The sequence below is a fragment of the Burkholderia sp. Leaf177 genome (genome assembly GCF_001424345.1).
GTDB lineage: Bacteria > Pseudomonadota > Gammaproteobacteria > Burkholderiales > Burkholderiaceae > Caballeronia.
In genome coordinates this window covers 213,084-236,795 of the sequence record NZ_LMPF01000023.1, presented here as the reverse complement: position 1 = coordinate 236,795, position 23,712 = coordinate 213,084, and the positions used below count along the sequence as shown (strand labels likewise).

At 59.5% G+C, this 23,712-nt stretch carries 27 protein-coding genes; 11 read left to right on the top strand and 16 right to left on the bottom strand.

The annotated features are described in order from the left end of the window. Window positions 1-98 precede the first annotated feature (98 nt). Complete coding sequence (locus ASG35_RS22170; protein WP_056363760.1) at window positions 99-836, top strand: metallophosphoesterase; 738 nt, start codon at window positions 99-101, stop codon at window positions 834-836. Between the two features lie 79 nt (window positions 837-915). Further along, window positions 916-2,238, top strand: a complete 1,323-nt coding sequence (locus ASG35_RS22165; protein WP_056362735.1) for a DNA topoisomerase IB — start codon at window positions 916-918, stop codon at window positions 2,236-2,238. A gap of 21 nt (window positions 2,239-2,259) precedes the next feature. Here the strand turns inward: ASG35_RS22165 and ASG35_RS22160 are convergent, their stop codons facing one another. The 3 genes from ASG35_RS22160 to ASG35_RS22150 all read right to left on the bottom strand — a co-directional run bounded on the left by ASG35_RS22160 (window position 2,260) and on the right by ASG35_RS22150 (window position 3,773). Further along, the gene (locus ASG35_RS22160) at window positions 2,260-3,003 is read right to left on the bottom strand and encodes an RES family NAD+ phosphorylase (protein ID WP_082508578.1); all 744 of its coding nucleotides are present in this window, start codon (window positions 3,001-3,003) and stop codon (window positions 2,260-2,262) included. Next, window positions 2,994-3,416 (bottom strand): MbcA/ParS/Xre antitoxin family protein, encoded by a 423-nt coding sequence (locus ASG35_RS22155; RefSeq protein ID WP_056363755.1) that lies wholly within the window; start codon window positions 3,414-3,416, stop codon window positions 2,994-2,996. The genes ASG35_RS22160 and ASG35_RS22155 overlap by 10 nt, the downstream gene beginning before the upstream one ends. Window positions 3,417-3,506: 90 nt before the next feature. Then, window positions 3,507-3,773, bottom strand: a complete 267-nt coding sequence (locus tag ASG35_RS22150) for a DUF2866 domain-containing protein (RefSeq protein ID WP_056362733.1) — start codon at window positions 3,771-3,773, stop codon at window positions 3,507-3,509. A gap of 229 nt (window positions 3,774-4,002) precedes the next feature. Here ASG35_RS22150 and ASG35_RS22145 point away from each other — a divergent pair, with 229 nt between their 5' ends. Further along, complete coding sequence (locus ASG35_RS22145; RefSeq protein ID WP_056363753.1) at window positions 4,003-4,233, top strand: hypothetical protein; 231 nt, start codon at window positions 4,003-4,005, stop codon at window positions 4,231-4,233. An 18-nt stretch (window positions 4,234-4,251) separates the two neighbouring features. Further along, window positions 4,252-4,626, top strand: a complete 375-nt coding sequence (locus tag ASG35_RS22140) for a hypothetical protein (protein ID WP_156393317.1) — start codon at window positions 4,252-4,254, stop codon at window positions 4,624-4,626. Window positions 4,627-4,706: 80 nt separating this feature from the next. Here the strand turns inward: ASG35_RS22140 and ASG35_RS22135 are convergent, their stop codons facing one another. After that, the gene (locus tag ASG35_RS22135) at window positions 4,707-5,495 is read right to left on the bottom strand and encodes an SDR family NAD(P)-dependent oxidoreductase (protein WP_056362727.1); all 789 of its coding nucleotides are present in this window, start codon (window positions 5,493-5,495) and stop codon (window positions 4,707-4,709) included. 103 nt (window positions 5,496-5,598) lie between these two features. Then, a complete protein-coding gene (locus ASG35_RS31045; RefSeq protein WP_069638401.1) occupies window positions 5,599-5,757 on the bottom strand; it encodes a DUF3309 family protein in 159 nt (52 codons plus the stop codon). 39 nt (window positions 5,758-5,796) lie between these two features. On the opposite strand from ASG35_RS31045, the gene ASG35_RS22130 reads away from it, so the two are divergent. Next, a complete protein-coding gene (locus tag ASG35_RS22130; RefSeq protein ID WP_156393316.1) occupies window positions 5,797-6,054 on the top strand; it encodes a hypothetical protein in 258 nt (85 codons plus the stop codon). A gap of 23 nt (window positions 6,055-6,077) precedes the next feature. Here ASG35_RS22130 and ASG35_RS22125 read toward each other — a convergent pair whose 3' ends face one another. Then, window positions 6,078-7,670: an inorganic phosphate transporter gene (locus ASG35_RS22125; RefSeq protein ID WP_056362720.1), complete on the bottom strand. Its 1,593-nt coding sequence runs from the start codon at window positions 7,668-7,670 to the stop codon at window positions 6,078-6,080. Between the two features lie 185 nt (window positions 7,671-7,855). On the opposite strand from ASG35_RS22125, the gene ASG35_RS22120 reads away from it, so the two are divergent. Next, complete coding sequence (locus tag ASG35_RS22120; RefSeq protein ID WP_056362718.1) at window positions 7,856-9,271, top strand: CHAD domain-containing protein; 1,416 nt, start codon at window positions 7,856-7,858, stop codon at window positions 9,269-9,271. A gap of 51 nt (window positions 9,272-9,322) precedes the next feature. Then, window positions 9,323-10,138, top strand: a complete 816-nt coding sequence (locus tag ASG35_RS22115) for a TOBE domain-containing protein (protein ID WP_056362715.1) — start codon at window positions 9,323-9,325, stop codon at window positions 10,136-10,138. On the opposite strand, the gene ASG35_RS22110 is transcribed toward ASG35_RS22115, so the two are convergent. The 4 genes from ASG35_RS22110 to ASG35_RS22095 form a co-directional block, all read right to left on the bottom strand. Continuing rightward, on the bottom strand, window positions 10,101-10,820 hold the full coding sequence (locus tag ASG35_RS22110) for an ATP-binding cassette domain-containing protein (RefSeq protein WP_056362712.1): 720 nt from the start codon (window positions 10,818-10,820) through the stop codon (window positions 10,101-10,103). The two genes, ASG35_RS22115 and ASG35_RS22110, sit on opposite strands and share 38 nt — an antisense overlap. 1 nt (window position 10,821) lies before the next feature. After that, window positions 10,822-11,496, bottom strand: coding sequence for a molybdate ABC transporter permease subunit (gene modB / locus ASG35_RS22105; protein ID WP_056362708.1), 675 nt, complete (start codon window positions 11,494-11,496; stop codon window positions 10,822-10,824). A 6-nt stretch (window positions 11,497-11,502) separates the two neighbouring features. Next, a complete protein-coding gene (modA, locus tag ASG35_RS22100) occupies window positions 11,503-12,264 on the bottom strand; it encodes a molybdate ABC transporter substrate-binding protein (protein WP_235527699.1) in 762 nt (253 codons plus the stop codon). A gap of 93 nt (window positions 12,265-12,357) precedes the next feature. Next, window positions 12,358-13,053 (bottom strand): phosphatase PAP2 family protein, encoded by a 696-nt coding sequence (locus ASG35_RS22095; RefSeq protein WP_056362702.1) that lies wholly within the window; start codon window positions 13,051-13,053, stop codon window positions 12,358-12,360. Between the two features lie 271 nt (window positions 13,054-13,324). Between ASG35_RS22095 and ASG35_RS22090 the strand changes: the two genes are divergently transcribed. Next, a complete protein-coding gene (locus tag ASG35_RS22090) occupies window positions 13,325-14,467 on the top strand; it encodes an extracellular catalytic domain type 1 short-chain-length polyhydroxyalkanoate depolymerase (RefSeq protein ID WP_056362699.1) in 1,143 nt (380 codons plus the stop codon). Window positions 14,468-14,593: 126 nt separating this feature from the next. After that, the gene (locus ASG35_RS31040; protein ID WP_082508548.1) at window positions 14,594-14,767 is read left to right on the top strand and encodes a DUF3563 family protein; all 174 of its coding nucleotides are present in this window, start codon (window positions 14,594-14,596) and stop codon (window positions 14,765-14,767) included. 147 nt (window positions 14,768-14,914) lie between these two features. Here the strand turns inward: ASG35_RS31040 and ASG35_RS22085 are convergent, their stop codons facing one another. From ASG35_RS22085 to ASG35_RS22065, 5 genes are all read right to left on the bottom strand, one after another. Further along, window positions 14,915-15,334, bottom strand: a complete 420-nt coding sequence (locus tag ASG35_RS22085; protein ID WP_056362696.1) for an organic hydroperoxide resistance protein — start codon at window positions 15,332-15,334, stop codon at window positions 14,915-14,917. A 144-nt stretch (window positions 15,335-15,478) separates the two neighbouring features. Then, on the bottom strand, window positions 15,479-15,931 hold the full coding sequence (locus tag ASG35_RS22080) for a MarR family winged helix-turn-helix transcriptional regulator (RefSeq protein WP_056362693.1): 453 nt from the start codon (window positions 15,929-15,931) through the stop codon (window positions 15,479-15,481). Window positions 15,932-16,071: 140 nt separating this feature from the next. After that, window positions 16,072-16,893, bottom strand: coding sequence for a BPSS1780 family membrane protein (locus ASG35_RS22075; protein WP_056362689.1), 822 nt, complete (start codon window positions 16,891-16,893; stop codon window positions 16,072-16,074). Window positions 16,894-16,896: 3 nt separating this feature from the next. Beyond that, window positions 16,897-17,874, bottom strand: a complete 978-nt coding sequence (locus tag ASG35_RS22070) for a homoserine kinase (RefSeq protein WP_056362686.1) — start codon at window positions 17,872-17,874, stop codon at window positions 16,897-16,899. A 115-nt stretch (window positions 17,875-17,989) separates the two neighbouring features. Next, a complete protein-coding gene (locus ASG35_RS22065; RefSeq protein ID WP_056362684.1) occupies window positions 17,990-18,403 on the bottom strand; it encodes a hypothetical protein in 414 nt (137 codons plus the stop codon). A 222-nt stretch (window positions 18,404-18,625) separates the two neighbouring features. Here ASG35_RS22065 and ASG35_RS22060 point away from each other — a divergent pair, with 222 nt between their 5' ends. Next, window positions 18,626-20,158: an AMP nucleosidase gene (locus ASG35_RS22060; protein WP_056363752.1), complete on the top strand. Its 1,533-nt coding sequence runs from the start codon at window positions 18,626-18,628 to the stop codon at window positions 20,156-20,158. 47 nt (window positions 20,159-20,205) lie between these two features. Here the strand turns inward: ASG35_RS22060 and ASG35_RS22055 are convergent, their stop codons facing one another. Next, entirely contained in the window at window positions 20,206-20,955 is a 750-nt protein-coding gene (locus ASG35_RS22055) for a TIGR00730 family Rossman fold protein (protein ID WP_056362681.1), read from the bottom strand. Window position 20,956: 1 nt separating this feature from the next. Between ASG35_RS22055 and polA the strand changes: the two genes are divergently transcribed. Continuing rightward, window positions 20,957-23,695, top strand: a complete 2,739-nt coding sequence (gene polA, locus ASG35_RS22050) for a DNA polymerase I (protein ID WP_056362678.1) — start codon at window positions 20,957-20,959, stop codon at window positions 23,693-23,695. The last annotated feature ends 17 nt before the right edge of the window (window positions 23,696-23,712 follow it).

Here is a 23,712-nt window from a genome sequence, read left to right as displayed (position 1 = left end):
CGCCGCAGAGATTGCGTATCGGCGGCGCGCGTTTCAGAATGTGAACTTGCCTTTAAGTTTTGGCGCGCTTTTGCGCCGTGTACGAAGAAGATTTGGCTATGACTGCTGCTACACATCCCGTCGTTTGCTGGCATCCGGCGAACAAACTCGGCCGTGACCTCGTGGTTGGCGACGTGCATGGTTGCGTCGATGCATTGCGTTACTTGCTGAATGAGATCGGCTTCGATGGCGCCCGCGACCGGCTTTTTTCGGTCGGCGATCTGGTCGATCGGGGCAGCGATTCGCTCGCAGCGCTCGATTTGCTCGACCAGCCGTGGTTTTATCCGGTGCTCGGCAATCATGAAGACGCGTTGTGCGCCGTCGCGAGCGGGCGCATGCAGCGTCATGTCTGGTATTCGATTGGCGGCGCGTGGGCATCGAATCTGACCGACGAACAGTTGCAACGCCTCGCCGGAAAGCTGGCGAGCGTGCCGCTGGTGCGCATAGTCGGCGACGGCGCGACGCGCTTCAACGTGCTGCACGCGGAGTTTTTTGGCAGCGACGCCGATCTGGAAGTTGCCTATTTCCCCGACGATGTCCGGCAGCAATTGCTGTGGGGACGTTCGCTCGCGCTCGGCACGGGAAAGACTTCCCTGCAACGGGGTTTATCGCCGACCTATTGCGGACATACTCCGGTCAAGGCGATCAAGCAGATCGGGGCGCAGATTTTTATCGATACCGGCGCGTACACGGACGATGGCAGGCTGACGATTGTCGAAGCCGGAACGGATCAGCGTTGGTCGGTCAAGCAGGGCTGGGCGAAGGGCGCCGGGTCACTCGCCGAGGGATTCCGCTAGAACGCGCGAACGGTCGCGGCATCAGGCTTGCTTAGTTCTCTCAAACGCCCGACGGGCGACCCTTGCGAGACTAGCAACAATGCCGACCTCCCCAGTCACAGAAATAATCGCCGAGCCGTCCACCGATATCAAAGGTTGCCCGGAAGATTTGCCACCGGGTTTGCGTTACGTCGACGATTCCCGCGCCGGCTACACGCGCGAATGGAAATCTGGCGCGTTCGTCTACTTCAACACGCAAGGCAAACAGCTTTCCGACGAAGCCGAGATCAAGCGCATCAACGCTCTTGCAATCCCCCCGGCTTACACAAACGTCTGGATTTGTCCGGACTCGCGCGGTCATTTGCAAGCCACCGGGCGCGATGCTCGCGGCCGCAAACAATACCGATATCACCCGCAATGGCGCGAAACCCGCGACGCCACCAAATACGAACGCATGCTTGCCTTCAGCGCCGTCCTGCCGAAGCTGCGCGCACGCGTCGCACGCGACCTGGACTTGCCGGACATGCCGCGCGACAAGGTTCTTGCCACCGTCGTCAGGTTGCTCGACACCACGCTCATTCGAATTGGCAGCGAGGAATATGCGCGCGACAACAAGTCCTACGGCCTCACGACGCTGCGCAAGAAGCATCTCAGCGTCAAATCAGGCACGCTGCGTTTCCAGTTTCGCGGCAAAAGCGGGATTGAGCACGATGTATCGGTGAGTGATCCGCGCATCGCGAAAATCGTCAAGCGATGCATGGATTTGCCGGGACACGAGCTCTTCCAGTATCTCGATGCCGACGGTCAACGTCACGCCATCAGCTCCTCCGACATCAACGATTATCTCCACGAGATCACCGGCGCCGATTTCACCGCGAAGGATTATCGGACGTGGGCGGGCAGCGTGTTCGCGCTCGCCGCGCTGCGCAAGCTCGCGTGGGAAACGGTGACGGAGGCGCGCAAGCACGTGGTGGGGACGATCAAGGAAGTATCGAAGATGTTGCGCAATACGCCGGCCGTCTGTCGCAAATGTTATGTGCATCCGGCGGTGATCGAGGCATTCGAAGCAGGCCAGCTCGCCGATGACCTTCCGGCTTCGCGCCGTTCGGGCCTTAAATCCGATGAAGCCACGCTCGCCATCTTTCTCGAACAGGATGCAAAGCGCCGCGCTCGGGAAGCGGCTCGTGCGCGCAAGGGCAAGTCGAACACGGCGGATCCCGGTCTCGCCCGGCTGCTGACCAAATCCAGCCAGAAAGCTGCCGCCTTGAAAAGCTCGGGCAAGGACGTGAAGGCGGAAGCGCTTGCTGCCGTCAAAGCTGCGTCGGGGAAAGCGGCGCAACCGAAGGTGAAATCAAAAGCCGCGCGGCCGGCAACGAAAAAAATTTCGCGGGTGCGTTCGCCGACAGCGGTTGCCATTGGCTGATCGGCTGATCGGCTTTAGAAACTAACCGACCTTGCTCATCTCATAGACGTTCGTGACGGTTTCGCCATTCCACTCGTATTCCAGATACGCAGCGTGATGGCAATCGCGCAGCAAGGTCGTGCGGAACGCGGCAAGACATTCGCCGCCTTCGTCCCGCACCGACGGATACGCAATCCCGCGCGCGCCTGCCTTGCGCGCCGCGCGCCCAAGCGCTTGGCCCGCAGCGTAATTCGATGGCGACAGAATCTCCGGATCGAGCGCGCTTTGCGTCAAGCGGCCGCCGCAGAGATCGACCACTTCTCCTTGCGCCAGAACCGTGTAAAGCCGCATTTGCTGGCGCAGCGGTGCTTGTTGCGTATGCGCGAGAAAAAGCGCCGAGTGGTAGCGCGTTTCTTCAATAGCCGTGCGCCTCTCGCGCGCGCAATAAAAGACGCCGTAAGTACCGTCGGAGAAGCGGCTGCCGTTCGGGTTCAGATGCGTGAACGCGGCCATGATCGGGCCGTAACCGGCGCCGTATCGGCGTTCATCGGACGGAACGAGGTCGAGTTCGCCCACTTCCGTTCGCAACCGGTCGTTGGTCATGGCTTCGAGCGCGTAAAGGGCATCGAAATCTTGCGGCGACGCCACGCGGTCAAAGAGATTGACGGCCGGAAAACGCGTTGGAATCACGCGATACGCGGGCGACCAGTCGATTTCGGCGTGCGGCCAGCGAGCACGCCAGTCGTTTTCCGCCTCGGGCACATTGGATAGATCGCTCACGCCCAGCCGCCTCGCATTGCATCGAGATATTGCCGGACCGCCACGAGATCGCTGACATTGCCCGCAAGCATGCGATCGAGCGCGCGCTTGCCGCCGAATGGCGGTGCGGTGTTCGCGCGCTTGATCCAGCCATCGGCGGCTTCGGGTTGAGGCAACAGGATTTGCAGGGCTTTGTAGATGCCGAGAATCAGCGAAAGCCGCTCCAGCGTATCGCGGCCGAGGCGCGCGGTTTGCGGCGCGTTTTTCCACTTGAAGAACGTGGAACGGCCGGGAGAGCCGAGCAGGACGATTTGTTCGTCGGCGGAAAGGGTCCAGTCGGTCGCAATGCTGAAGAACGCGCGCAGACCGGCTGCGGACATATCGGCGATAGACGGTCGGGGCGCCGGCACAGAACGTGGGACGCGTTGAACGCGGGGCATGGCATGAGTCTCGTTTTGAACTTGAGTCGTATAATAGTCCATTTGTGGACTTTATCAAAGTTTTATCGAGAAATGCCCGCGCTGCGTTTATCAGATGCTGCCGTCAGAATCCGTGGGGCCGTAGCGTCGGCCGGATATGTGGGCGCGCAAAACTTCGGCAATCTCGGATGTGGTGAATTCCGCCGGCACCACGCTCAACTGACTGCACGGGTCGCTCTTGCGCGCCCATTCCACCATGCGGTAAGCCTTGCCCCACGGTCGTTCTACGGCTTCCGATAAACGACATTGATGCAGCGGCAAAGCGTGCTCGGTTTTCATCGTCGACTTGATGTTCTGAAACGATGCGCTGGCGGCCATGGCGTATCCTCGCGTGAAAGCTCCGGTGAAAAGCCGCCGAATGGTGGCGGTATTGAAAGCTGGCGTTTTGAAATGTGCCCTCCGACAATTAAGCGCACCTTAAACGCGGCGGGTTTACGCGCATGCTTTGTCGCGCACATGTGTTTGCTCAAGGACGCGCCACAGCACTTCTCGCGCGCACGGCATTACTGTATATTCATACAGGTTGATGCTCTTGCATGGACACGAAATGAATCGCCTTGACATCCAATCTTCTGCTGAAGCCGCCGCGCTCGCGCGGTATGTGCAGGCAACGCGCGCGGTATCGGCGGCATTCAATGCCACTCGTGCCGAGCCGGAACTCGGCACGGGCGGCGGCAAGGTCGCACTGGCGCTGCAACGGCTCGACAGCGCGTTGCTCGAACTCGACACATCGCAGCGCTCGCTCGACGCTATACTTTCGCGCGCTGAAGAACACTGAACAATCTGGAGCGTTGCTGTGAGACCTGTTTTATCCGCACTTTCATCGAGCGTCGTATTGGCTTTGCTGGCTGGATCCCTGAGTGCGGGATCCGCCGCCGCAATGGCTGCCGAACGTTATGTCGAAGTCTGGAATCCGCCTGAGTCGCAATTGCATACGCCCAAGACCAAGGCGCGCAGCGTAGTCACGGCGCAGTCGAAGAAAAAGCGCAAGAGCGGTCCGGCCGTCAAGCAAGTCGCAGATAGAACCACGACCCCGCCGCCCGCGTTGACCGTTGCGCCTTCGGCATCGCCGTCAAATGTCGGTCGCGCAAAGACCGCACCGAAATCGACAGATTCATTGCCGAAGCTGCCGCCGCTGATCGGCCCGGACGGACGCGTACTTCGGGTGTGATCGCGGCTGCCTGAAGCGCCAAGAACGCCAAACGCCAAGAACGCCAAGAACGCCTAAAACGCCAAGAACGCCTAAAACGCCTAAAACGCCGAACGCACCACGCCGCCGTCCACGCGCAATGCAGCGCCGTTCGTGGCCGATGAAGCTTCCGAACACACATACACCACCATGTTCGCGACTTCTTCAGTAGTGGCGAAACGCTTGATCAACGAACTCGGCCGTTCGGTTTCGAAGAAGCCTTTCTCGAATTCCGCGAACGTCTTGTCGCCCATGCCTTTGGCCGCCATTTCATCGAGACCATCCGAATGCGTCGGGCCCGGCAATACCGCGTTCACCGTGACGCCCGTCCCGGCACAATCCTCGGCAAGTCCACGCGATAACCCCAGTTGCGCCGTCTTCGTCACGCCGTAGTGGATCATCTCCACGGGAATCTGAATGCCGCTTTCGCTGCTGATGAACACCACGCGGCCCCAGTTCTTCTCCTTCATCTTCGGTAAATAAGCGCGCGAGAGACGGACGCCCGACATGACGTTGGTATCGAAGAAACGTTGCCAGTCTTCGTCCGGGATATCCGCGAACGGCTTGGGATCGAAAATACCGAGGTTGTTCACGAGCACATCGACCGCCGGATACTTCGCGACCACCGCCTTGACTTGCGCGGCATCGGAAAGATCGCCGGCGAAACCTTCCACGTTTGCATCGGGCACGGCGGCGCGGAGCTTGGCGATGGATTCATCGACTGATTCCTGCTTGCGTCCGTTCACGATCACATGCGCGCCTTCGCGTGCAAGGCCGGTGGCGATAGCCAGTCCAATGCCTTTCGTCGATCCCGACACGAGCGCCAGCTTTCCTTCGAGATGGAGGTTCATGGAATCCTTACTCCTTGATGAGGGTTGGAAATGTGAATCGCCCGCGGCAGGAATGTTCCCCTGCACGCGGGCGATGACGCAACGGTCTAGAGCGGCTAACGACTTATAGCCGGCCCATGAGCAGCAGCACGATCACGATGATCAACACCACGCCCAGAATCCCGCTTGGGCCATAACCCCAGCTGCGGCTGTGCGGCCACGACGGGAAAGCGCCGAGCAGCAACAGGATCAACACAACGAGCAAAATTGTTCCGATAGTCATTCCACTTCTCCTTAATTATTGGCTTCTGCTGAAGAGTGAATGGCGATGCCGCGAGCGGGGCGGCGTGAGTATCGGCGGATGGTGAAGCTTGTTGTGTCCCGCATCGCCGATACCCTCGCGATTGCCCGATCCTATGAGCAAACGCTGTGCCATCGGCGGAAAGGCTTGGTGGATATGGATTGGGATCGACGCGATGCTGACGCACGAACAAAAGCCGGTCAGCGATCGGGAAATTTTGCAAGCGCGGCAGCGGTTTTTAGAGAGATCAAAAACCCGCTGCCGCTGGAGAAGAACTGAGACAGCTGAACAACCGCAAACGCTCAGAACAGGCCGCGGAACACCCAGAACAATCCGGCCGCCAGCGCGATGGAAACCGGCAACGTCAGCACCCAGGCAAGCGCCAGGCTACGCACGGTTTTCCATTGCAGCCCGGAGCCGTTCGCGGCCATGGTTCCCGCCACGCCCGACGACAACACGTGCGTCGTGCTGACCGGCAGGCCGTACATATCGGCGGCGCCGATGGTCACCATCGCGACCAGTTCCGCCGATGCACCCTGCCCGTAGGTCAAATGCGTCTTGCCGATGCGCTCGCCCACCGTCACCACAATGCGCTTCCAGCCGACCATGGTGCCGAGCCCAAGAGCCACCGCGACGGCGACCTTTACCCACGTCGGGATGAACTTCGTCGAGTGATCGAGCTGGCCTTTGTAGTTCTTGAGCACGGCGGCATCTTCAGGCGCGAAAGCCGGCGCACTTTGCTTGTCCATCAGGCGCAGCGCTTCCGAACTCACGTACATGTTGTTGCGCACGTTGCCCACGATATTTTGCGGCACGTTCGCCATGGAATCCGACGTGCCGACTTGTCCGTCGATGAGATCGGTGAGCTGCTTCAACGCGACGATCGTATTCGGCTCGACCGTCTTGGTCTGCACATAGTGCTGCACGACGGCGCGCGGATCGGCGACCGGCGCCGCGCCATTCGTGTATTTGCCGAGCACCTCTGACGCATGATGTCCGACCGACAAGAAGGTCTGCGTCTCGGCAGGAGTCACGGCCTTGTTCAGCGCGTAAGCGGTTGGGACCGTCCCGATCAGGATCAGCATGATGAGTCCCATGCCTTTCTGACCATCGTTGGAACCGTGCGCAAACGAAACGCCCGTGCAGGTCAGGATCAGCAGGCATCGAATCCAGAAGGGCGGCGGCGTGTTTTTCTTCGGCTCTTTATAAAGCGCGGGAACGCGTACCACGAGCTTCATGATGTAAAGCAGCAGGCCGGCCAGAACGAAGCCGATCAGCGGCGAAAACAGCAACGACTTGCCGACCGCGAGCGCTTGCCCCCAGTCAACGCCCGATGTTCCCGACGTGCCATGCAACATCTGGTTCATCAGCCCGACGCCGATCACCGATCCAATCAGCGTATGCGAACTCGACGACGGAATCCCGACCGCCCACGTGCCGAGGTTCCAGATGATCGCGGCGATCAGAAGCGCGAAGACCATCGCGAATCCCTGCGATGTCCCCACGCCGAGGATCAGTTCCACGGGCAGCAATTGCAGGATGCCGAACGCAACCGCGCCGCTCGATACCAGCACGCCCAGGAAATTCCACGCGCCTGACCAGACGACCGCGAGATTGGGCGCGAGCGAATGGGTGTAGATCACAGTCGCGACGGCGTTGGCGGTATCGTGAAAGCCATTTACGAACTCAAAGCCCAGCGCGATCATCAACGCAACGCCGAGTAGAACGTAAGGCAATATCGACGATTGCTGGACTGCTTCGAGGTCGTGCAGCAAGTGCGTGACGCAATAAATGATGCCGCCGGCAATGACGATCAGGAAGAGCGGCATGCTGAGCCGCCGTCCGAGCGTTCGCCCTTGCGTGTCGTTGCTATCGGGAAGGGTCAAGTCAGGCATGTAACGTCCTTTGTGCGGAAGCAGCGAATGGTGCGGAGAGTGGGCATCTGGCAGTAACGCTGTCCATGTTTGCACGCGCTTTATTGCGTTTTGATGACACGCGAAAGCATTGAAATTCGTCTGATTTGAAAGCGCGGCTTGGGACTTGCTGCCTTGATGAGTGTCGCGTTCATGATGGAGAACTTATGTTGCAACTCGTCGAGCTGGTGATGATTTCCCGTGATGTTTCGAACACGCCGCCCGATAAGGCGCTGTCGGAACTCGCTTCGTTTTCCGGAGCACGCCGCCGCGATGTCATGTTGCAAACGCAAAAAGTCGAAGCGGATTTGCAGGGTTTTGACGTGAGCATCGAAACGCGCGGGCAGGAAAAGATGTTTGCGGCGCGCCGGTGGGAATGGCCTTTTGTTTGGCTTAAAGAGGCCGCCGCTGACGCGCAAGATGATTTAAAGGCGTGGATTGCGTCCGAACAAACCCTTGCTGACTTGCAGAAACTTCTCGGCGATACCGACGCCATTCTTGGCGAAGCCTCCGAAGCGCCAATGATCGAATGGGATCTACCGGGATCGGTTCGCGCGAACCTGAAAATAGAAGCCAATAACCCGGCGACCTTAACGCTCACCGCCACGCCCGAATCGCGTGAAGCGCTGTTCGAGATCGCGCGTGAGATAGCCAAGACGCTGCCTTTCGTGATCTCACCGGTTCACATCGATCCCGCCGCGCACGAGCCCGTGAAAGCCGGCAAGCTGAAGTTGCCGCGCCACATCACGCCGACCGGTGCGTTCGATGAGATCGGCAAGTCCGTGGCGGCGCAATGGTTCGGTAACGACGGGGCGTCGCGCGTCTGTCTTGAAGCTGAACATGTGCATCAACTGCGCGTGGCGCAGCGGCGGCTCAAGACCGCGCTCAAACTTTTCCCCGAATGGATCGATGAAACCTGGAACGCGCAAGTCGCGCCCGATCTGAAGTGGTTTGGCGACTTGCTCGCCGATGCCCGCGACTGGGATGTCTTCACCGACACAACGCTTCCGGCCTACGCCGCCGCCGATGACGAACATCGTCAGGATTCGTGGTCCGTGTTAAACCGCGCCGCCGATGCAAAACGCATGGCCGCGCGCAAGCGTCTGGTCGACGCAATGAGTTCGCCACGTTACGCGAGCCTCGCCGTGGCGTTCGTGCAATGGTTCAGCACGCTCGAAGCGCCGCCCGAGCTCGCGGATCGCACGCTTGGCGAGCACGCGCAAAAGCGCATCACCAAGCATTATCGGAAGATCGCGCGGACGCCGGATCTGACGAGCATCGATGCAAGCACGCGCCACAAAGTACGCATCCATGCCAAGCGCTTGCGTTACGCGCTCGAGTTTTTCCGCTCGATCGTCACGCGATCCACGCGCAAGGACGTGGAGAAAGCATTGGGCGATTTGCAGACCGTTCTCGGCGATGGCAACGACGCAGCCGTCGCCGCGCAACGCCTTGCAACGCTGGAAGAAGCCAATGATTTCCAGAAAGGTCTGGCGAAGGGTTTCGCCGTCGCAGCTCAGCAGATGCACGCGGCCGAAGGCGAACGTATCTTGCGCAAGATAAAAAAGCCGCATATCAGGTAATTCCAGCGCCCAATATAATCGCGTTCTGTTTAACAAGCCGGCGATGCAGCCATGACCCACGAAATGCGTGACGAACCCATCGAAGTCGGCGGCGCCGTCTGGTTTCGCAGTGGCAACGAGACGCTCGGCGGCGCGGCACGCATTGCATTGCTCGCGGCCATCCAGCAAACCGGCTCGATCACCGGCGCGGCCAAAGCAGTCGGGATGAGCTACAAGGCGGCGTGGGACGCTATCGATGCCATGAACAACCTCGCCGGCGCCGCGCTCGTCGTGCGTGCAACTGGCGGCAAGGGCGGCGGCGGAACGACTTTGACGCCGAAGGCGCTGAAGCTGATCGATACATATGGCGCCATCGAACGGGAACACCGGCTGTTTCTCGATCGCGCGGGCGCGGCCATAGAAGATTTCGAGCACGACTGGCAACTCATTGGACGGATCGGCATGAAAACCAGCGCACGCAACCAGCTATTCGGCACGGTCAAAAAGATCACGCGCGGCGCCGTCAACGATGAAATCGAACTCGCGCTGTCGGGCGGCCAATCGATTATCGCGATCGTCACGCACGAAAGCACCGAGTCACTCGGCCTCAAGGAAGGCGGTGGCGCGTTTGCACTGGTGAAGGCGTCGTGGGTGATCCTGATGGCGGACGAACCGGTCCGGATCTCGGCGCGCAATCAGCTGAAGGGGAAGGTTTCGAAGGTGACGCGCGGCGCGGTGAACGCGGAAGTTTCGCTTGCACTCGATGACGCGACCACGGTCACCGCCGTCATCACCAACGAAAGCGTGGACACGCTCGGACTCGCGGAAGGTCAGAACGCGATCGCGGCATTCAAGGCGTCGAGCGTGATTCTTGGCGTGACGGATTGAGACTGCCGGCATCGTGAATCTGCACGATACCCTCGCGCAGATTCACGACCTGATCGCCGAACATGGCGACATCGTCAGGATCGTGCGTGATCAGAATCATCGGGATATCGAGGCGGCTTTGCAGATCGGCGAGTTCCTGTCGCATACGCTGACGCAACGCCATGTCGAGCGCGGAGAATGGCTCGTCGAGCAGCAACAATTGCGGATGCGGAATCAGCGCCCGCGCCAGGGCCACGCGCTGCTTTTGACCGCCGGATAATTGCGCGGGATATTGCCGCGCGACCGGCTTCAAATCGAACGCGTTCAGCCAGTAATCAATGTCCGCGTGCGCCACGTGTTTCGACGGATTCCACCAGCCGCGCTTCAGGCCGAACGCAATGTTCTGCCGAACGTTCAAATGGGGAAAAAGCGCGTAGTCCTGGAACAGATAAGCGATCCGCCGCGCCTGCGGCGTCAGGTCGATGCCCTTGGTTGTATCGAGCAGCGTGGTGCCGTTCAGCACGATCGCGCCTTCGTCCAAATGGATCAATCCCGCGATAGCCTGAAGCGTCAGACTCTTCCCCGCGCCCGACGGCCCGAACAACACGATGCGCTGGCTGGTCGATTCGAACGCTACATCGAGGAGGAAATCGCGCTCGGGCGTGATGAAATGCTTGCGCAGGCGAACGGAAAGGGCGGTCATATCAACGTACCGATGCCATCGACCGCTGGGGCAACAAGCGCCCGGCCGCGAGCAAAATCACCACGCACGTTACGGATGTCACGATCACCAGGACGTTCGCCGTGCTGTCGTCGCCGGCTTGCACGGCTGCATATACCGCGACCGAAAGCGTTTGTGTCCGGCCGGGGAGATTGCCCGCGATCATCAGCGTGGCGCCGAACTCGCCCAGCGCCCGCGCGAACGCGAGCAGCGCGCCGGCCAGAATGCCGCGCGCGGCGAGCGGCAGCGTGACACGAAAAAACACAGCGGTTTCATCGATACCGAGCGTTCGCGCCGCACGTTCGAACTGCGGATCAACGGCTTCAAACGCCGTGCGCGCGGATTTCAGGACGAGCGGAAAGGCGACCACCGCCGACGCGATCACGGCGCCCTGCCACGTAAAGACCAGCTGGATATCGAATTTATCGAGCCACGCGCCGATCACGCCGCGCCGGCCGAGCAGCACGAGCAGGTAATAACCGAGAACTGTAGGCGGCATGACGAGCGGCAACGTCAGCAACGAATCGACCAACTCGCGCGCCGACGACCGCCATCGCGACAAACCGAACGCCACCGCGACGCCGAGCACGACGTCGATCGCCGTCGCCCAGCCGGCCACTTTCAGCGACAACAGCAGCGGAATCCACGCGTGATCCATGAAGTTTTACTTAACCGGCGGCTTGAAGCCGAATTGCGCCAGCGTCTTCTGGCCTTCCGGCGACAACACGAACGCAATAAACGATTGAGCATCGGCGGCATGTTTGCTTTGCGCGACCTGCGCGATCGGATAGGTGATCGTGGTTTGCGTCGGCACGGTCAGCGCCACTTTCACGCGATCCGGCATCACGGCGGCGTCGGTGCCGAACACAAATCCCGCGTCCACTTCGCCTCGTGCCACGTAGTCGAGACTTTGGCGCACGTTCGATGCAAGCACCCCTTTGGCGCTGACCGCATCCCAAACGCCGGCTTCCTTGAGCGCGCCTTCCGTGTATCGGCCGACCGGCACAGAAGCCGGATCGCCGTATGCCACGCGCTTGACGCTGGCTTCGGTGAGGTCTTTCACGCTGGCAGGCGTGAAAGCGCTGTCCTTCGGCACGATCAACACGAGCGAATTCGCGGCGAAGTCGCGGCGCGATTCGGTTGCGATCACTTTTTCCCCGATGGCCTTGTCCATCGCTTTCTGATCGGCGGACGCGAAGACATCGGCGGGCGCGCCTTTCACGATCTGCTGCATGAGCACGTCGGACGCGCCGAAGTTCATCAGGACCTTGGTGCCCGGGTGCTGCTTTTCGTAGGCGTCGCCAATGGCCTTGAACGCGTTGGTCAGGCTCGCGGCTGCGGAGACGACGATTTCATCGGCATGAGCCGCACTTTGCAGCGCGATGGAAGAAACGGCGAGGGCGGCGACGATCAGCGATTGTTTGATTTTGAACACGATGGCCAGGTCGAAATGAATGGAAAGCGCATCGTAATATATTCGCGGCTATAACGGGAAGCGCGCACTCGATTACTCAGGGCTTCATGACTCCGTTGGGCCACCAAACCGGACGTCGATATGTCTTGCCGGCTTCACGGCAGGTTTGTCGTATTGGCCGGCTTTCCAGCGCGCCCGGATATACGGCTGCTCGCGGCCGGATAGCTGCAAAGCGATATCGGTGATCCACCGCTGCGTAGGCACGGGAATCCCGTGGAGCACGACTGCGACCAGCGCGAGACTTACGACAACAGGCGCTGGCGACAGCTTGCCCGCTTCCGCACGCCACGCGTACGCCACGAACAGAAGCGCCGCCAGAGCGCCGAGCCCGCAGCCCGAGACCACTTCCGACACTGAATGCGCGTTCAACAGAATGCGCGACACGCCGACCACGACTCCGACCAGCACGCCAACACTGACACCGAGCCCTCTTACCCATTGCCGACCGGGCAGGCACGCCACGAACAACGCGACCGGCAATACCGCCGACGAAATCATCGCGTGGCCGCTAATTCCTGTGAAATCCAGATCGCGTATGCCGATGCCCCAGCCCATGAACGCAAGCTTGGTGAGAAAGACCAGCCCGCTTGCCGCGCCGAGCAGAAGAAGCCAGCAGACGGCGTAACGCCACGGGTATCCGATCGCGAGCCAGGCTGCTACCGCGAGGGCGAGCGGGATCATGACACCGACGCTGCCGATCGAAGTAATGGTGAGCCAGAGAGATAGCGGCAAGTCAGGCATGAAGATTGTTCTGCATAGCGGGAAAAAGCAGACATTATACCGGGCGGTTCAGGCTGCAAACTTAACGAAGCGGTCACCATGAATTTCGATGATAAAGCTCAACTTCGCTTAATTAGCGCTGTTCTGGCATCTACGTGTCAACAATACGTGTCGAGGTGAAATTCTGTGTCTCGCACGCAGCTTCCCAATAGATGCTATTGTGCACTGCACAACTTCCGTCATTTTGATGCGTTTTGACGGATCACTTTTCTAACGTGTGGGACCAAATTCGATGCCTAAAAGTCTGACGAAATTGTGGCTACGAGGCTTGAAACGCCTGGTCGCCACACAAATTGCGCCGCCAAGATCACCGAAGCCGCGTACTGCAGTGCGTCCTGTAAGCGCCAAGGCTGCGAAATCCGTAATCAGCCCGAGCTTGCCAGTCAAGCCGCGAACCACGGTGAAGGCGCGCGCCGTGCGTGAATCGCGCGTCCGGCCGCGTGCATCTGCATGGGCCGCGGGTAAGTGGGCGCGATCGTTCCACTCGGCGCCCCCCGCGGCCGGCCGGTTTGTAAATCACCTGGCCTATGCGCTGTACTTGCCCGCGAACGCCGAACCTACCCATATGCCGCTGCTGGTCATGATGCACGGCTGCCAGCAATCCGCCGAAGAGTTCGCGCAGGGCACACGCGTCAATTTGCTTGCTGACCGGTATGGATTCGCGGTCTTGTATCCCGAGCAGTCGAAAACAGCGCATGTTCATCGATGCTGGCATTGGTATGAGGGTGCAGGCGACGGGGAAGCGGCTTCGGTCGTATCGCTGATCAATGAGATTGTCGGCCGGCATGACCTGGATGCCGAACGCGTCTATCTTGCCGGAATGTCGGCCGGCGCTGGGCTCGCGGCCCGGCTTGCGGTCGAATATCCCTTCGTTTTCGCGGCCGTGGGCCTGCATTCGGGCGTGGTTTTCGGCGATGCCAACTCCGGTATCGATGCAATGGACATCATGCGTCGAGGCTCGCGGAAAGACCCGGTAGCGTTGATCGATGCCGCCGTCGATGTCACCAGTTATCCCGGCATGCCAACTGTGATCTTGCATGGCGAACTGGATTCAGTGGTGTCGAAGGTCAATGCCGAGCAGCTGACTTCGGAATTCCTGCGTCTGAATCGTTTCGTCGATGCCAACGGTGCCTGGAAAAACGGTGAGCGCCGCGAAGAAACCCAGGCTACCAGCGTGACGACGGATTATGTGAGAAATGGCCGGCGCGTCATGCGCGTTTGCATCGTGCGCGGACTGGGCCACGCGTGGAGCGGTGGCGACGATACCGTGCCATTCCATTCGGCCAAGGGTCCGGAGGCTTCAGCCATGCTGTGGGAGTTCTTCAAGCATCAACGCCGGGTGCAGTCGCCGGTTCGCGACGAGACGCTGGTTTGATCCAGTGTTGTAAAAAAGCCTTTTGCATCAACACGTTCTTTTGAACACTTGCCCGTGACTAGGGATTACCCTATACTTCGTTCAAGCACTAGGTAATTACCCTTATATCACCCAGCGAGGTTCACCATGTATCTGCTCAGCCGCCTCTTCCTGTTCCTGACGAAATCCGCCGACCAGCGTGACAAGGAACGTAACGACGCTTATCTGGCCGAAGCCACTGACATTTACGACCTCGAATACCGCATGAAGAAGCTGGATCGCCGTGCAACGACACGTCATCCTTCGTGGCTCGCGCAGTAATTCAACGGCCGTAAAGAAATACAAGCAGGATTCGATACGCTGAAAGCGGTGTTATCGAAGCAAAGAAATGCCGGCTCCATTGGCCGGCATTTTTGCGTCTTCTGCCTGAAAAACACCGGAAGGCTTTTGCCTTCCGGTTACGCTGGATTAAACCAGCTTGACGCGAACGTCTACGTTCCCGCGCGTTGCGTTCGAGTACGGGCACACTTGGTGGGCGGTATCGACCAGTGTTTGCGCTTCGGCTGCATCAAGTCCAGGCAGCGAAACCCGCAGTTCGATATCCAACGCAAAGCCGCCTTTGTCGTTCGGACCGACGCCTACATCGGCGGAAACGGTTGTATCGGCGGGAATTGCCTTCTTTTGCTGACCGGCGACAAACTTCATTGCGCTCAGGAAACAAGCCGAATAACCGGCAGCAAAAAGCTGTTCCGGGTTAGTGCCTTCTGCGCCCGCGCCACCCAATTCCTTGGGAGCGCTCAATTTCACATCCAAATTCTTGTCCGACGATACTGCCCGGCCGTCGCGGCCGCCCGTGCTCGTTGCGTGTGCGGTGTAAAGGACGCTCATGATGTTCTCCTGTTCAATGGTGACCGCTTGGCGGCAGAAAGTGTGTTTGGGAATGCGCTGACCACGGAGAGAAATATATCGCGATAATCATTAGTGTGCAAATGAAATAGAAGTGATCCGCGATTGGTAATTTCTATCGAATTGTTAAGTTTCGTTGTGTTCCATCAGCGATGCACGCAGTTGCACGAGTTCGTCGCGCAATTTGAGCAGGCGTTCTGCGTCCGATCCGGCAGCGCAGAAGATCTCGGCCGGAATGCCGCGGATGGATTTCTTGAGCGCCCGGCCGGCATCTGTGAGATTGATATGCACCTGCCGCTCGTCTTCCTTGCTGCGCACGCGTTGTACAAAACCCTGCGCCTCAAGTCGTTTCAGTAAGGGCGTCATGGTGGCCGAATCGAGATTCAACCGCTCGGCCATTTGCTTGACAGTCAGCGCATCCCTTTCCCAGAGCACCAGCATTGTCAGGTATTGCGGATAAGTCAGCCCGACCTTATCCAGCATAGGTTTGTACGTTTTTGTCATCGCAAGCGACGTGGAGTAGAGCGCGAAGCAAAGCTGGGCATCGAGTTCGAGCGGGATTTGCGGCGAAGAAGTCATGGCGATCGCATTATTTATGCTAAGGACGATACGTAACGATACTGCACGCGAATCGTTAGCGCACGAATCAAATGAACCGCGCGAAAAAAAGCGCCGGGGACCTTGGCGGTCGCCGGCGCTTTAGTAAGCCTTCGCGCAAATCAGGCTGCAGGTCCGGAAAGGTCCGGAATATCGTCCGCCGAGTCCTCTGATTGCAAGCCAAAACAGCCGCGATACGTCGCGTAAAACGAGCAATACAACGCGCTGGTGACGAGAATGGACGCGGGCATCAGGACGGCGAGCGCCATTTCCTGCCCAACTCCAAGCACTTGCATCAACGCGCTCAATCCAAACGATACCGCCAGCGCCACGCCAATCCACAACGCGCCGTAAAGCACGAACGCCCCCCGATTGCGCCAGCAGCCAATAAAGCTGAAAAACAGCGCCTTCGCCGGCGGCACGTCGTGCCAAGCCACGAGAACCGGCGCGAACCAGAACAGCATGGCGACGGGGATGTAGCAGCCCATCGCAACCAGCACCGCGAGCGGATTGAAGCTTGCCGCGATGGTTTCCGGATCGCCGGCAGGACCGTTGCCGATCATCAGATTGAGCAGCACGCCGTCATCGACGAGCGCCGACAACGCGAACACAGCGCCCATTGCGACCACATACACCACGCCGAGCACGAGCAACCGGCGCGCGACGATCTGCCCATACGAGCGGAAACCATCGACCAGTACGGTCGGCCACACTGGCTTTTTCGCGATGGTATTGCGGCAGGCCGCCATGAATCCCACCGCCACGCCCGGTATCAGCAGCAGCGGCAGCACGGGCCCAATCAACGGCAGCCGCGAGATCAGCGTCATGGCAAACAGATACGCGAAGAACACCGTAAGAAACGCCAGCGGATTCCGGCGAAACAGCCAGATTCCCTGTCGGAACCACACATAACCGGTTTTAGCGGGGACTTCGATCAAATGCATTGATTAATTACCATCAGCGGGAAGGGGCGCGGTTTTGATGCGCTCACGCAAAATGCGTTCGAAATGGCCAGGATCGTGCGGTTTCAGCATTTCGGCTTCGCGAGGCCGGTAAAAGTCGTAAAGACGCGATACCCAGAAACGTAAAGCGCCCGCACGCAACATGTCGCTCCAGTGGTGTTCTTCGGCCGGAGTGAACGGGCGGACCGTCTGGTATGCGCGCAGCAGGGCGTCCGTGCGTGCCGCGTCGAGCGCGCCCGTTGCCAGATCGACGCACCAGTCGTTCACGCAGACGGCGACATCGAACAGCCATTTGTCGTTGCCGGCGAAATAGAAGTCGAAAAACCCGCCGAGACGCGTTTCGTCCGCCGTGGGATGCGCGAACAGCACGTTGTCGCGGAACAGATCGCAATGACACGGGCCTTCCGGCATTGCTTTGTATTCAGCCGATGCAAAAAACGCCGATTGATGCGCGAGTTCGTTCTTGATCAGCGCTTGCTGGTCGCCGGTAAGATGCGGCAAAACGGCCGGCACGTTTTCCTGCCACCACGCGAGGCTGCGCAAATTCGGCTGATGCGTGGCGAAATCACGCCCCGCCAGATGAAGCCGCGCCAGCATATGGCCCACTTCGATGCAATGTTCCGGGCCCGGCGACAATTCCGGCGCGCCGTCGAGTTTTGTCACGATGGTCGCCGGCTTGCCGTTCAGCGTGCCGAACAACGCGCCATCGCGACGTGGCATTGGATCAGGAACCGGCACCGCGTGCGACGCCAGATGGCGCATCAGATCGAGGTAAAACGGCAACTGGGTTGCCGTCAGATTTTCGAAGAGCGTGAGGACATACGAGCCGCGCGTGGTCGTCAAAAAGAAGTTGCTGTTCTCGATGCCGGATGCAATGCCACGAAACTCGGTGACTTCGCCGAGTTCGTAGTTCTGGAGCCAGTCGGTGAGCTGGGAATCGGAGACAGCAGTGAATACGGCCATGCGGGAGTGCGTCGGTGAGGTTGGAAGGCGCGCGGACCGGCGTGCGGATCAGTGGCGGGGACAACGGCGAACGCCGGGCATAAGTCGATGCAAAGCCCGGCGGCCATAAAAAAGCTTAGTAGCGCAGATTCCACGAAGGCAGGCGCGTGCTCGCCTTGCCGTTGTCGCGCACGGTCGGCGACGCGTCGGCGGGCGCGCTCATCTGATAGCGCGTGCCGAAATTCGAGCGCACGTTGATTTCGACAGGTTTGCCTTTGTCCCGGTATTCCGTGATTTCCGTGCCGTTCGTGCTGGTCTCGTGATAGCTCGGCAGACGCGGCGGCGAGATTTCCACCTTCGAGCTGACTTCCGCCGCCGGGCGATTGATCGCCTTCAGGTCGGGCAAGCCGGCATTCTCTTCGGGCGACATGACGTGCGCCGGAGTTGCATCCGTCGCGGCCGCCGATTGAGCGGGAAGGCTCTGCGCGTTTGCGCCAATGCTGGCAACGGCCAGAACAGCCGTGATGGCGACAGATTGAAGCGACTTCATGATGTTTCTCCAGATGAGTCCCCGAATTTTAGCAAACCGCACCCGCTTGAGGGATGCTAAGGGACATTTGAATCGTCGCAAAAGCCTTATTTTGCGCTGGTTTCAAATAAAGCATGGCGATGTGTCCCGATGTGTTGAAGAAACGCATCGGCGGGAGGGGTGTTCATGGGCGTGTGGTTCTTCCGTGTTAATGTCGATTCACCACAAGAGCGCATGAAGAACATGACAAACGACCGGACTCAAGCCACTCATTCCACGCCCGCCAGCAACTTCCCCACGGAATCTTTCGATGACCCCGTGGCAGCGGTCGCGCGGGTATCGGCCATTTACGAAGCCAACACCGGATTCCTGCGCGACGCCTTCGCGCGGTATCGGAAAAACGAGCCGTTTTCGCATCGCGTTAGAGCGTGTTATCCGTTCGTGCGCGTGCGGACCGAGCTGAACACGCAGATCGATTCTCGCCGTTCGTATGGGTTCGTCGCGGGGCCCGGGATTTTCGAGACCACGCTTACGCGGCCGGACATGTTCGGCGATTATTATCGCGAGCAATTGCGCCTGCTTACCAAGAATCATCATGTCGGAATTGAAGTCGGCGTGTCGGCGCAACCTATTCCCATTCATTTCGCGTTTGCCGAGGGCATTCACCTGGAAGGCGACCTGGATCGCGACCGGCTGCTCGCCATGCGCAATATCTTCGATATGCCCGATCTCGCGCTGCTCGACGACCGCATTGTGAACGGCACGTACGAACCCGCGCCAGGCGAACCGCATCCGCTCGCGTTGTTCACGGCGGCGCGGGTGGATTTCTCGTTGCATCGGCTGAAGCATTACACCGCGACCTCGCCCACGCACACGCAGAACTACGTGCTTTATACGAACTACCAGTTTTATATCGATGAATTCGTGAAGCTCGGCCGCAAGATCATGTCCAGAACGGACGACGAAGAAACGCGGAAGTATCGAAGCGAATACACGTCGTTTGTGGAACCCGGCGACGTGATCACCGGCAACGAAAACCTCGGCGATCTGCAGGAAGAACCGCAAGGCGTGGCGCCGGCGCGCTTGCCGCAAATGCCCGCGTATCACCTGAAACGCGCCGACGGCAGCGGCATCACGATGATCAACATTGGCGTTGGACCATCGAACGCAAAGACGATCACGGACCACATCGCCGTGCTGCGGCCGCACGCGTGGATCATGCTCGGGCATTGCGCCGGATTGCGCAATACACAGCGTCTCGGCGACTACGTTCTCGCGCACGGTTATGTACGCGAAGACCACGTGCTCGACGCCGACCTGCCGCTCTGGATTCCGATCCCCGCCCTGGCCGAGGTTCAGGTCGCGCTGGAGAAAGCCGTCGCGCAGGTGACCAAGCTCGAAGGCGTGGATTTGAAGCACGTGATGCGTACCGGGACCGTCGCGAGCGTGGATAACCGCAACTGGGAGTTGCGTGATCACCGCGAGCCCGTGCAGCGTTTATCGCAAAGCCGCGCGATCGCGCTCGATATGGAAAGCGCGACCATCGCCGCGAATGGGTTCAGGTTTCGCGTGCCATACGGAACGCTGCTCTGCGTCTCCGATAAACCTCTACACGGCGAACTAAAGTTGCCCGGCATGGCGGATCAGTTTTATCGCGCGCAAGTGGATCAGCATTTGCAGATCGGCGTGATGGCAATGGAACTGCTGCGCATGAACGGGCTATCGAAACTCCATAGCCGCAAGTTGCGCGGGTTCGCTGAAGTGGCGTTCCAGTGATGCAAAAAGCGGCTCCGCAGGGAGCCGCTTTTCAATCGCCCGAGCTATCAAAGATAGAACATCCTGTCTTCGTCGGACTTGCCTTCGGCCGGCTGTTCTTCCGCCGTTTCGCGATCTTCGTAGAACTGCAGCACCGCTTCGAGCACCTGATCCGGATCGTCGATAACCTGCATCAGATCCAGGTCTTTCTCGCTGATCACGCCGGTGGGAACCAGCGTATTGCGGAACCACAGGAGCAGACCTTCCCAGAACTCGGCGCCCACCAGCACGATGGGAACATGCCGCGATTTCTTCGTCTGGATCAGCGTCAGCACTTCAGCCATTTCGTCGAGTGTGCCGAAGCCGCCCGGCATGACCACCACAGCGTCCGAATTCTTCACGAACGTGACCTTGCGCGTGAAGAAATGGCGGAAACGCAGCGAGATATCCTGCCACTGGTTGCCCGACTGCTCATGCGGCAACTCGATGTTCAATCCCACCGAAGGCGACTTGCCCGCATGCGCGCCCTTGTTCGCGGCTTCCATGATGCCGGGACCGCCGCCAGAGATCACGGCGAAGCCCGCGTCGGAGAATTTCTGCGCGATTTCAATGGTGAGCTTGTAGTACGGCGACTCGGGTTTCAGGCGCGCCGAACCATAGATGCTGATGGCAGGTCGGATCTCGGAGAGGTACTCGGTCGCCTCGATAAACTCTGCCATAATCGTGAACATCTGCCACGATGCGCGAGCCTTCTTGGCCGTCGCGCGCTCTTGATCTGCGAGCGATCGCAGACTCGGAATCACTTTTCTTTTGTTCATAATGCCTGAAGAACTTAATCTTGAAGGTAAGACCCTGCTATTGGTCGACGGATCCAGCTATCTGTATCGGGCCTACCACGCCATGCCGGATCTGCGCGGGCCGGATGGCGGACCAACAGGCGCGTTGTACGGAATGATCAACATGCTGCGGCGCCTGCGGAAGGACATCAATGCAGAGTATAGCGCGTGCGTATTCGACGCCAAGGGCAAGACATTTCGCGACGACTGGTACGCGGATTACAAGGCAAACCGGCCATCCATGCCGGATGATCTCTCGAAGCAAATAGAACCCATCCACGAGACCGTTCGGGCGCTCGGCTGGCCGCTCGTGATGATCGAAGGCGTGGAGGCCGACGACGTCATCGGTACGCTTGCAGTCGCCGCCGAAAAGCGCGGCATGAAGGTAATCGTGTCGACGGGCGACAAGGATCTGGCGCAGCTTGTGACGGATCATGTCACCCTCATCAATACGATGTCGAACGAGACGCTCGATCGCGCCGGGGTGCTGAATAAGTTCGGCGTGCCGCCGGAGCGGATCGTCGACTATCTCTCGCTCATCGGCGATACGGTCGATAACGTACCGGGCGTCGAGAAGTGCGGGCCGAAGACGGCGCTGAAGTGGCTCACACAATACGATTCCCTTGATGGCATCGTGGCACATGCCGGCGAAATCAAAGGTGCGGTGGGAGACAATCTACGCAAGGCTCTGGACTTCCTGCCCATGGCCAGAAAGCTCGTTACCGTACATACGGAATGCGATTTGGCGGCGCAGATCGCATCGATCGAGGAAACGCTGCCTTCGCGGCCCGAAGCGCGCGACGAATTGCGCGATCTCTTTACGCGTCACGGCTTCAAGACGTGGTTGCGCGAAGTCGAAATTGCCGACGCCGTGGAAGGTCCCGTGGACACGCCGCCCGCGGCCGCCACCGAAATGGAACGGCACTACGAAACAGTGCAGACGTGGGAGCAGTTCGATGAATGGCTCGCGCGCATCGACGCCGCTGAACTGACTTCCTTCGATACCGAAACAACCGCGCTCGATCCCATGCTCGCGCAACTCGTGGGTTTGTCGATATCGGTCGAGCCGGGACGCGCGGCCTATATTCCGGTCGCGCATCGCGGGCCGGATACGCCGGTGCAATTGCCCCGCGACGAAGTGCTGCAAAAATTGAAGGCGTGGCTCGAGGATTCATCGAAGAAGAAGGTCGGACAGCATCTCAAATACGATGAACAAGTGCTTGCGAATTACGGCATCGAACTGAATGGCGTCGAGCACGACACGCTGTTGCAATCGTATGTGATCGAATCGCACAGGCCGCACGACATGGACAACCTCGCGCTGCGGCATTTGGGCGCGAAGACCATCAAATACGAAGAGGTCGCGGGCAAGGGCGCGTCGCAGATCGGCTTCGACGAAGTCGCGCTGGATCAGGCCGCGCCCTACGCCGCCGAAGACGCCGACATCACATTGCGTTTGCATCAGGCGCTGTATCCGCAACTCGCCGACGAAGCGCAATTGCTGAAGGTGTATCGCGATATCGAGATGCCGACTTCACGCGTGTTGCGCAAGATGGAGCGCAATGGCGTGCTGATCGACGGCGAATTGCTGCGCGTGCAAAGCGGCCAGATCGCGACGCGTCTGATCCAGCTCGAAGCCGAGGCGTACATGCTCGCGGGCGGCGAATTTAACCTTGGATCGCCGAAGCAGATCGGGCAGATCTTCTTCGAGAAATTGCAGTTGCCGGTGGTCAAGAAAACGCCGAGTGGCGCGCCTTCCACCGACGAAGAAGTGCTGCAAAAGCTCGCCGAAGACTATCCGTTGCCGAAGATCCTGCTCGAGCATCGCGGTTTGTCGAAGTTGAAATCGACGTACACGGACAAGTTGCCGCGCATGGTCAACGCGAAGACCGGCCGCGTGCATACGAACTACGCGCAGGCCGTTGCGGTGACGGGGCGCTTGTCGTCGAATGAACCGAACTTGCAGAACATTCCGGTGAGAACCGCCGAAGGCCGGCGCATTCGCGAGGCGTTCATTGCGCCGCCGGGAAGCAAGATTGTCTCGGCGGATTATTCGCAGATCGAGTTGCGGATCATGGCGCATATTTCCGGCGATCCGTCGCTGATGCGTTCGTTCGCCGAGGGCGAGGACGTGCATCGCGCAACGGCGTCCGAGATTTTCGGCGTGACGCCGATCGAGGTGTCGAACGATCAGCGGCGCATCGCGAAGGTCATCAACTTCGGCCTGATCTATGGCATGAGCGCGTTTGGACTGGCATCGAATATCGGCATTTCGCGCGATGCAGCGAAGCTTTATATCGATAAATATTTCCAGCGCTATCCGGGCGTCGCCAACTACATGGACGAAACGCGCGTCAAGGCGAAGCGCGACGGTTTCGTGGAGACGGTGTTCGGGCGGCGTTTGTGGTTGCCCGAGATCAACGGCGGCAGCGGTCCGCGCCGGCAGGGCGCCGAGCGCGCGGCAATCAACGCGCCCATGCAAGGCACGGCTGCCGACCTGATCAAGCTTTCCATGATCGCGGTGCAGGACTGGCTGGAAGCATCGAAGATAAACACCAAGATGATCATGCAAGTCCACGATGAACTCGTGCTCGAAGTGCCCGAAGCCGAGCTGCCGGAAGTGCGCAAGCGCCTGCCGGAACTCATGTGCGGCGTCGCGCAGCTGAAGGTTCCGCTCGTCGCCGAAGTCGGCGTGGGCAACAACTGGGAAGAAGCGCACTGAGCAGGTTTTGGTTGCGT